General features: G+C 58.2%; 6 protein-coding genes. 4 read left to right on the top strand and 2 right to left on the bottom strand.

Annotated elements, in window-relative coordinates; genetic code table 11:
* Positions 1–176 precede the first annotated feature (176 nt).
* The gene (locus KAK09_RS18075; protein ID WP_210880325.1) at positions 177–782 is read left to right on the top strand and encodes a hypothetical protein; all 606 of its coding nucleotides are present in this window, start codon (positions 177–179) and stop codon (positions 780–782) included.
* A 14-nt stretch (positions 783–796) separates the two neighbouring features.
* Here the strand turns inward: KAK09_RS18075 and KAK09_RS18070 are convergent, their stop codons facing one another.
* Positions 797–2,854 carry a DUF262 domain-containing protein gene (locus tag KAK09_RS18070; protein ID WP_210880324.1) on the bottom strand — a complete coding sequence of 686 codons (2,058 nt, stop codon included), beginning with the start codon at positions 2,852–2,854 and terminating at the stop codon, positions 797–799.
* 211 nt (positions 2,855–3,065) lie between these two features.
* Between KAK09_RS18070 and KAK09_RS18065 the strand changes: the two genes are divergently transcribed.
* The 3 genes from KAK09_RS18065 to KAK09_RS18055 are packed head-to-tail and all read left to right on the top strand — an operon-like array spanning position 3,066 to position 9,234.
* The gene (locus tag KAK09_RS18065) at positions 3,066–7,952 is read left to right on the top strand and encodes a DEAD/DEAH box helicase (RefSeq protein ID WP_210880323.1); all 4,887 of its coding nucleotides are present in this window, start codon (positions 3,066–3,068) and stop codon (positions 7,950–7,952) included.
* Positions 7,952–8,329, top strand: coding sequence for a hypothetical protein (locus KAK09_RS18060; protein WP_210880322.1), 378 nt, complete (start codon positions 7,952–7,954; stop codon positions 8,327–8,329). Before KAK09_RS18065 ends, KAK09_RS18060 begins: the two co-directional genes overlap by 1 nt.
* Positions 8,326–9,234 carry an exonuclease domain-containing protein gene (locus KAK09_RS18055; protein WP_210880321.1) on the top strand — a complete coding sequence of 303 codons (909 nt, stop codon included), beginning with the start codon at positions 8,326–8,328 and terminating at the stop codon, positions 9,232–9,234. The genes KAK09_RS18060 and KAK09_RS18055 overlap by 4 nt, the downstream gene beginning before the upstream one ends.
* Before the next feature lie 156 nt (positions 9,235–9,390).
* Here the strand turns inward: KAK09_RS18055 and KAK09_RS18050 are convergent.
* On the bottom strand, positions 9,391–9,583 hold a 193-nt coding region (locus tag KAK09_RS18050; protein WP_210880320.1), incomplete at its 5' end, for a hypothetical protein.

Below are 9,583 nucleotides of genomic sequence, written 5' to 3'. Positions count from 1 at the left end.
GTTCCACGGTATAGATCTCCCCACCCTCCCTGCAGCCGCAAGAAGGGAAAAGTGGCAGAATTTTACTCCGCCCGCAGCGAGACTATCCCGCCGCTACCGTGGCCTAATTTTGCACCGCCGTTCTCAGCCGAACCGGCGGTACGAAGGTCAAGCGCGCGCTCGGCGTCCAGGCGGCGCTGGAATGGGCATTCCGGGTGGAAAAGGCGCAGCTGGAATTGCCGCCGCCAAAGGACGTGACCGAGGAGGGCTTCGGCTTTGGCCTCGAATATATCCTGATCCAGCGCGCCGCACTTGGCTGCAAGGTCGACGGCGGTCAGCATAAGATGGGCAGCTACACCCATCCCGATGCCGAGGTGATCGCCGCCACCGTCGCAGGCATGCCCGACAGTCTCGGCGGCATCCGCATGGCAATCCGCGTGGCGGAACTGGCGCGCGCCGGTCTGACGCCAGACTGGATGCACGGCGTCGCGCCGCGATGTGTACCGGTCGACGTGAAGCGCAACCAGCATGGCGAGCGGGCAACCACCATCGTCGTCGGCACCGAACGGGTGAAAACGCGCGGCAAGTGGCGAACGGTGCAGTTGCTGGCATGCCCAGTCACTTGGCGCCCGCATCCGGAGCAGATTGCATCAGCCCGACGCGGCTACGAGGATTGGTGGCTGGCGCTGGATTGGGTCCGGGATGGGCTGCTGGCGGGTGGGATGCTGCGCGAGGTTGAGGTGACGGGGGCGATGCCAAAGGGACGGCCGTGGGCTGCAAGCAAAAAGCCCCGTGAAAGATAAAGTTGTCTCGGTCCCTAAGCAAACTTGATGAAGAGCTCATCCTCGAGGCCGAGTTCAGTGAGGATGAATTTCATCCTCTCGAATTTGGTTGTGGAATCAATATTGCCCTCGACGAAGTAACCCTCCGCTACCTGAACCGACTGGCGCAAGCTAGCGGGATCGGCCGCCAACTGGATACGATCCCCAAGCTTCGTGCCGTGGAACGCGTCAGGTTGCTCAGAAAGCAGATGCTGGATGACCTCAACGTAAAGGCGGCTGACCTGTGTGACCCAGAGTCGGTTTCCCAAGAATACGGCATATTCCAGTTTCTTGAACTTCGGTTCTTCCGCCTCGAAGATATTAATCTCTTCAACGTCCGACCCGACCAGCACGTCCACGCTGGGCGCGGGCCAGACATCAAGAAAACGTTGTGCGATTCGTTCCGCCCGCGCTTCGATCTGTGCCACATTCCAGTGATCAAGGGTCTGCAGGTCGCGATTGAGCCACAGCCGACTGTAGCGGTAGCCTTGCTCAGCACCGTCGTTGTTCATATCCCGCTTTGCGGTAAACGTCTTATTTCCGAGCCGACCATTATTGCCCGACAGCGTCAGGTTGCCGATGGTGTTGAGGTAATGCTCCCCCATCGCGGCGTAGTCGTCTTCGTCCAGGATATTGCGCCATTCCGGATCAGGGTTTTGCGGGAAGATATGCTCGATCGTGATGCCCGGCACCGTTACATCGACTATCTCACGGTTGTTGTGGTTTTCGAGCCTGTCGAAGAAATAGGTGCGCGTGCGGCCCTTCACGCTGTACATGTCCTTCTCCTTTAGGACAGCCAGCACTTCGGCGTCGCGCGGAAAGCGCTGTGTGCCGCCGCGCTGCATAAGCGCACGCTGAATCGATGTCAGATAGCCCTCGCACTCAACTCGGTCATAGAGTCCCATGAAGATCTTGTTCAGTGCGTTGGTGGGCAGGCCAAGAATCGCACGACGCCAGACATAGCTCTGCACCAGACGCAGAACCGCAGCGAAGTCATCGCGGGAAATCACTCCAGCCTGGAAATCCCGATAGACCGGCATCAGGAAGGGGTAGGACACGTTGATTTCGAGCGTGCGGATGTAGCCAAGTTCGCGGGCGATCTCAGCATCCGGTTCCAGACTAGGGTTCAGCAAGCGCGCATATACATTCGACAAATCGCGGATTTCGACCAGCGCCTCCATCAGCTCGGGCGAGCTGGGAAGCGGGAACCGCTCCTTGAACTTGGCGTAAACCGCGCCCTTGTTGGGAATGTCCTTCTGCTTTAGCGTCAGATAATCCCTGATGAAATCGGACACGCGGCTTTCATTCACCTCGAGATTGCGCGCATTGCTCTCGATCGGCTCCCAGAACTTCCGGAATACCTGCTCCTGCTCTTTCCGTGGCAGCCCCATCAGGATGTAGTTGCGGATCAAGTCTGCCTGCGACAACTCCAGCCCGGTGGAGTTCAGGCTCTCGAAAATGCGCTGCGGATTGTCCTTCTGGCGGTCGAGCGCAATGTTGACAAATATCAGCTTGGACAGGCCTTTCAGGACGGTTGCAACATTGGACGCATCGATCCCGCTCTGGAAAAAGCGGAAATTCTCGATCAGTCGCGAGTATCCGCTGACCTTGACCGCTTCTTGCGGATCCATCATCTGCGCCAGCGCAGCCTTGTTATTGTCAGTGGGTTTGAGCTTCAGCTTCTCGGAATCTTCTGCAAACTCGTTGATCAGATAGGTCTTATAGATGCGCTGGGCTTCGCGCTCCTCGCCGACGGCAAGAAAGTGCCGGTAGATCGCGATATAGATCAAGGTCAGTGTAGTCAGGCGCTGCTGGCCATCAATGATGGTGAATTCCTGCAGGGCCGCGACGGCATGCACATCGTCATGCACGTACACAATACTGCCGATGAAGTGGCCCGATTGGTTGTCGTCACGGCCAACAGCCAGAATGTCCTTGAAGAGCTGGGCACACTGCGTCTTTGCCCAGTCGTAATTGCGCTGGTAAACCGGAATAGCAAATGCGGTCTCGTTGCTCCCCAGAAAACGATCGACCTTGGTCTCTGCTGCCTTCACCCCGTGCCTCCCAAACCATCACTCAAACATGACGCTATGAGATCAAGACCTGAGAGTCACGCGGGGTTGGCAGGTTTCCGGGGTAAGGACAGGTGAGGACTGCATATTTGTCGATGCGAAGCGTCGCGTGCTTGTCGTCGTCGCGCGACGATAGGGGGTCGCCGGGTCCTGAAAACGCAGTTAAGTTACGGTCGGAAGACAAGGAATTCTCATGACCGGAATTGACCGCATCCTGCAATCTTATCGCGACGCAGCTGTTACCGAACGCGAAAAGGGCACCTACTTTGAGCGTCTAGCCCTCGCCTTCTTCATGAACGACCCTGTTCAGTCAGAAGAATACGAAGCTGTGTGGACCTGGTCGGAATGGGCGAAAGCCAACGGCCGCGATGGCAAGGATGTCGGCATCGATCTGGTTGCAAAGTTGCGCAACGAAGATGGATTCGCCGCGATCCAAGCCAAGTTCTATGCAGCCGACACGCGCATCCAGAAAGCGCACATCGACAGCTTCATCTCTGCTTCCGGCAAGGATCCGTTCCGCAGGCGCGTTGTCCTAGACACGACTGAAAAGGAGTGGGGCACCAACGCCGAGGAGATGATCCGGGACCAAGCAATCCCCGTTGTTCGCATCGGCCTGACAGACCTTCGCGAAAGTCGGATCGATTGGACGATCTTCGAAGCGCGTGGCGAAATCGTCTTGGCCGACAAGAAGTCCCTTCGACAGCACCAGCGGGATGCGCTGGAGGATGTCAGGACCGGCCTGGCAGTGGCGGACCGCGGCAAGATGATCATGGCGTGTGGAACAGGCAAGACGTTCACCGCCCTCAAGATCGCCGAAGATCTGGCCGGCAAGGGCAAGCGCGTTCTGTTCATGGTGCCGTCGCTGGCACTTATGTCCCAGACCGTGCGCGAATGGACAAACGACACCGAAACGCCAATCCGCGCCTTTGCCGTCTGTTCCGATGCCCATGTCGGGAAACGGCGCAAGAATTCTGACGACATCGCCGAGATCGAGATCCACGATCTGGCATTTCCGGCCACCACTGATCCGCAAAAGGTAGCCGAGAAAGCCGGTGCCGACGACCCTGAGCGCATGACTGTCATCTTCTCGACCTACCAGTCCATCGTTACCCTGACCCGCGCGCAGGAAGCAGGGATGCCGGAATTTGACCTGATCATCTGCGATGAGGCGCACCGCACCACCGGTGCCACGCTCGACAAGGAAGACGAGTCGAATTTCGTCAAGATCCACAGCAATGATCACGTCGCAGGCAAGAAGCGCCTCTACATGACGGCGACGCCCCGGATTTTCGGGGACAATGTGCGCAGCAAGGCCGATGAGGTCGGTGCCGAACTGGCGTCGATGGATGATGAGTCCCTCTTTGGGAAAACCCTGTTCTATCGGGGCTTCGGCTGGGCGGTGCAGAACGGCCTGCTGACAGACTATAAGGTCATCGTTCTGGCGATGGACGAAGGTCTCGTCAGCGCGGCGGTTCAGAAACGCCTCGGCGACGCGGGCAGCGAGTTGGTGCTGGATGACGCGACCAAGATCGTCGGCTGTTATAAGGCGCTGACAAAGATTGACCTCAAGGCTGATGTCGAAGCCGATCCGCACCCGATGCGCCGCGCGCTGGCGTTTGCGCGCGACATCCGAAGCTCCAAGCTGATCCGCGATGAATTCTCCGCCGTCGTGGATGAATATCTCGGCCAGGACAGCCTGATCGACGACGACATCCCATCCGACCACCTGCACTGCGAAATTCAGCATGTCGATGGCACCTTCAATGCCAAGACGCGCGGTGCTCTGCTGGATTGGCTCAAGGCCGAGGCTGGCGACAACACCTGCCGGATCCTGACGAATGCCCGCTGCCTGTCCGAGGGCGTCGATGTCCCCGCCCTCGATGCGATCATGTTCCTGCACCCCCGCAAGAGCCAGATCGACGTGGTGCAATCCGTTGGCCGTGTCATGCGCCGGGCCGAGGGCAAGAAGATGGGCTATGTCATCCTACCCGTGGGCGTGCCCGCGGGGGTGCCGCCGGAACAGGCGCTCAACGACAATGAACGCTACCGTGTCGTCTGGCAGATCCTGAACGCCCTGCGCGCCCATGATGAACGCTTCGACAGCACCATCAACAAGATGTCGCTGGGGCAGGATATCAGCGACACCATCGAGATTGTCGGGATCGACGCTGCATCCGAAGAGCTGAAATCCGTCACCGCCGTGGTCGAGACGCTTCCGAACAAAACCAAGGCCGCTGGGTCAGGCATCGGCTCTGGCAGTGGTGGCACCGGGGACGATGTTATCGAGGGGCCGGAACACACCCAAACCGAGATGACCTTCGCAATCGACGAATTCTCGCGTGCCATCATGGCCAAGATCGTCAAGAAATGCGGCACCCGCGATTATTGGGAGGATTGGTCCGCCTCCATCGCCGAGATCGCCAAGAACCACATCACCCGCCTGACCGCCTTGCTGAAAGACCCGGACACCGACGCCCGGCGCGCCTTCGATGCCTTCCTTGCCGAGCTGCGCGATGATCTGAACGACACCATCTCCGAAGGCGACGCCATCGAGATGCTGGCCCAGCACATCATCACCCGGCCCGTCTTCGAGACCCTGTTTGAGGGCCACAAGTTCACCGCCGAAAACCCGGTTTCCCGCGCCATGCAGCGCGTGCTGGATGTGCTGAATGAGGCCAACCTCGACAAGGAATCCCGCGACCTTGAAAAGTTCTACGCCAGCGTCAAGCTGCGGTCGCAGGGCATCACCGACCCCCAGGCCAAGCAGAAGCTGATCGTCGAGCTCTACGACAAGTTCTTCCGCCGCGCCTTCCCGCGCACCACCGAAAAGCTGGGCATCGTCTATACGCCGGTCGAGATCGTGGATTTCATTATCCACTCGGTCAACGAGATGCTGCAGGAGCATTTCGGCCAGACCCTCGGCTCCGAAGGCGTCCACATCCTCGACCCCTTCACCGGCACTGGCACCTTCATCACCCGGTTGCTGCAATCCGGCCTGATCGCGCCTGAGGAGATGGAGCGCAAGTTCCGCCACGAGATCCACGCCAACGAGATCGTGCTGCTGGCCTATTACATCGCTGCGATCAACATCGAGGCAGTCTATCACGGGCTGCAGGGCGGCGACTATGTGCCCTTCGAGGGCATCTGCCTGACCGACACCTTCCAGATGTATGAAAGCGACGACCTGATCTCGCGTTACATGCCGGACAACTCGGAGCGGCGGAAGCGGCAGAAGGCGATGGATATTCGGGTTATCGTGGGCAACCCGCCCTATTCATCTGGGCAGAACAACGAGGACGACAACAATGCCAATGTGAGCTATCCGGCGTTGGACCGCCGCATCCGGGACACCTATGCCGCAAGGTCCAGTTCGACCCTCAAGAGCAAGATCTACGACAGTTACGTGAGAGCTATCCGCTGGGCATCGGACCGTATCGGTGATGCAGGCGTCGTTGCATATGTGACTAATGCCGGTTGGGTGGATGGTCATTCCACCGACGGCATTCGCGCATGCCTAGCACAAGAATTCACGGATTTGTATATTTTTCATCTTCGTGGAAACCAGCGCACCAGCGGTGAGCGATCCCGCAAGGAAGGCGGTAAAGTTTTCGGCTCGGGTAGCCGAGCGCCCATCGCCATCAGCATCTTCGTCAAGAACCCGGAGGCCTCCAAGCACGGCCGCATCTTCTTCCACGATATCGGGGATTATCTTGACCAAAAACAGAAGCTGGCAATCATCCAAGACTTTGGTGCAGTGAGTGGCATCGCGAAAGTCGGTGGGTGGGCGGAAATCACGCCAGACGACCAGAACGACTGGCTTAATCAACGCGATGCAAGCTTCGACCGCTTTCTGCCGATCGGAGACAAGAAAACTGCACTCTCAAATTCTTTGTTCGAAAACTACTCGCTTGGCGTCGCCACAAACCGGGATGTATGGTGTGTCAACTTCACGAGGATTGGACTTCAGAAGAACCTAGAGAGCTTCATCGCTTTTTACGAAAGCGAGCGACAGCGACTGGATGGACAGAGAGGAGATATATCTGACCTCGTCAAGATTGACCCCTTGCGGATTAGCTGGACAGGAGGGTTGAAGAAAAGGCTTGAGAACAATCGGGGGCTTGCCCTGTCAGATGGGGATTTTATTCCCTGTCTTTACCGTCCGTATGACCATGAATGGCTATTTTTCGGTCGCGCGTTAAACGAGCGTGTCTATCAAATGCCTCAGATGTTTCCGCATGCAGAAGCGGAAAACCTCGTGATCGGGCTTTCCGGACCCGGATTCAGGGGCAACTTTTCTGCGTTGATGTCCAGTGCGGTTCCCGCTCTACATGCCGCGGATCGAGATGGAGCACAGTACTTTCCTTTATATCTATATGATCAAGTGGATAAGGAGTCCGGTGGTCTTTTCGAAATACAATCCTCTGCCGGCCGACGGCGTGACGCGATTACCGATGTCGGGTTGGCCCATTTCCAGGCAGCGTATCCTGGGCAGGATATAGCCAAGGAGGACATATTCTACTACGTCTACGGCCTTCTGCATTCACAAGACTACCGTGACCGCTATACCGACAACCTGACCAAGGAACTGCCCCGAATCCCCCGCGTGAAAGCCGCCGCCGATTTCTGGGCCTTCAGCCGCGCGGGCCGCGATCTGGGCGACCTGCACGTGAACTATGAAACGGTCGAACCCTATCCCGTGACCTACAAGCAGGGCGACCCGCGCACATGGGTCATCAAGGACCCTGAAGCCTTCTACCGCGTCACGAAATGGGCTTTCGGCAAGGCTGGCAAGGAGAAGGACAAGACCACGGTCATCTACAACGCCAACATCACCATGCAGGACGTGCCCCTCGCCGCCTATGACTATGTCGTCAACGGCAAGCCCGCGCTGGAATGGGTGATGGAACGCCAGGTGGTCAAGACCGACAAGGCCAGCGGCATCGTCAACGACGCCAACCGCTATGCCATTGAAACGATGAACAACCCCGCCTACCCGCTGGAACTGTTTCAGCGCGTCATCACCGTGAGCCTGCGAACCATGGAAATCGTGCGCGGCCTGCCGAAACTGGAGGTGATGTGATGCGGCTGCCGATCCTGCTGCTGGCCCTGACCCTCGCCTCACCCGCGCTTGGCCAGAACTTTTCCTGCAGGATCGGAACACAGCCCGCCTGTCTTGATTACGGTGACAAGGTCTGCTCCAGAAACGGAATGTGCGTCGACAGCGATGCAGCCTGTTTCAATAAACGCCAGTGCAACTATGAAGGTTTCACTTGCAAATCCAACGTAACGGCGTGCATCGAGACCCATGACAGGCTCCTGCGCAAGCACAACAACCTGGTCGACGATTTCAACAAAAACCTGAAAATCGCGAAGGACATGGCATCGCGCCTGGACGACATCGAAAGCTGCCTGATCTACGCCAGCACCCTTGAGGCCGCCAAACGGTGTGCACAATGAAGCCCAGACCCGCCTTCGCGCATGACCATCGCCCGCCAGAAGGCAGTTTCCGCTTTGTCGCACTGGATGTTGAAACTGCATGTAGTGATGTCGCCAGCATCTGCCAGATCGGCCTCGCCTGCGTCCGACCCGACAACCAGATCCAGACCTTCTCCATGCTGGTCAATCCCGGCACCCGGTTTGACGCGTTCAACATCCAGCTCCACGGCATCGGTCCAGATCATGTAGCGGATGCGCCCCGGTTCCCCGACGCCTTGGACGTTCTGCTCCCTCTGTTGACGCGCCATCACCTCATCCAGCACAGCAACTTCGACAAGCAGGCAATGAATGCCGCCTGCGGGTTCTGCGGCATTGACGCCCCTGACCTGCGTTGGAGCGACAGCGTTCAGATCGCGAGGCGGGCTTGGCCCGAGTTGAAGGGTAATGGCGGACATGGGTTGGCGAACCTCAAGCGCAGGCTGAACCTTCAGTTCCATCACCACGATGCAGGTGAAGACGCACGTGCCGCCGCATTGGTTGTGCTGCATGCCGAACTTCATCTTCGGCTGCCGTTTGAGGAACTGATCAAACCAGCCGCCAGAAAAAGCTACTCGACCGCCATCACCATGGAGGGCGACCCAAAGGGCGCACTGGCAGGGTCGGTGGTGGTCTTCACCGGCGCGCTGGGCATGTCCCGCAGCGAAGCCGCAGAACTCGCCGCCCGAGTCGGCATGTCCGTGAAACCCGGTGTTACCAAGGAGACGACGCACCTGGTCGTCGGTGATCAGGATTTGAACGTCCTTGCAGGGCACAACAAGAGCAGCAAGCACCGCAAGGCCGAAGATATGCAGAGCGCGGGGTATCCAATTCGTATTATTGGCGAAAGTGCCTTCAAATCCCTAGTGGCGAATTCGAAGGCAAGCTGACCCCCCACGGCATGGTTCCTCCCCGGCCCCAAACGTATACGGGGGGGCGCAGCGCGGCATTTCGCTAGCGACAGGCAGTTTCACCGGGGAAGCCGGGCGGAATCCACCTGCCGGGTGATTCTGGAAAAAGCGACTCATTATCAAAGGCTTGCCGAATCACGACTTTGGCGTGCTGGATTCTTTTGCGGAATCCAGGGAATCCACTTTGCGGAAGCCACTTTTCCGGAAGCCATGTGTGGATGCCTCCCGTTGTGCAAGGAAAATTTTGACTTTCTGAGCATGTGATCGAGTGCGGTCATGTGTCAGGCCTCTCTGTGCGGCTTTTAACGTGCCGCGGGCCGGTATGGAG

The sequence above is a fragment of the Roseovarius autotrophicus genome, from assembly GCF_018069895.1.
Lineage (GTDB): Bacteria > Pseudomonadota > Alphaproteobacteria > Rhodobacterales > Rhodobacteraceae > Roseovarius > Roseovarius autotrophicus.
The sequence above is the reverse complement of the archived record's forward strand: the minus strand, read 5'-3'. Positions and strand labels throughout refer to the sequence as shown.

What these genes read in the sequence shown, in the direction of transcription:
- KAK09_RS18060 (WP_210880322.1), top strand. Translation starts at nt 7,952, where the DNA reads ATGCGGCTGCCGATCCTGCTGCTGGCCCTGACCCTCGCCTCACCCGCG.
- KAK09_RS18055 (WP_210880321.1), top strand. Translation starts at nt 8,326, where the DNA reads ATGAAGCCCAGACCCGCCTTCGCGCATGACCATCGCCCGCCAGAAGGC.
- KAK09_RS18065 (WP_210880323.1), top strand. Translation starts at nt 3,066, where the DNA reads ATGACCGGAATTGACCGCATCCTGCAATCTTATCGCGACGCAGCTGTT.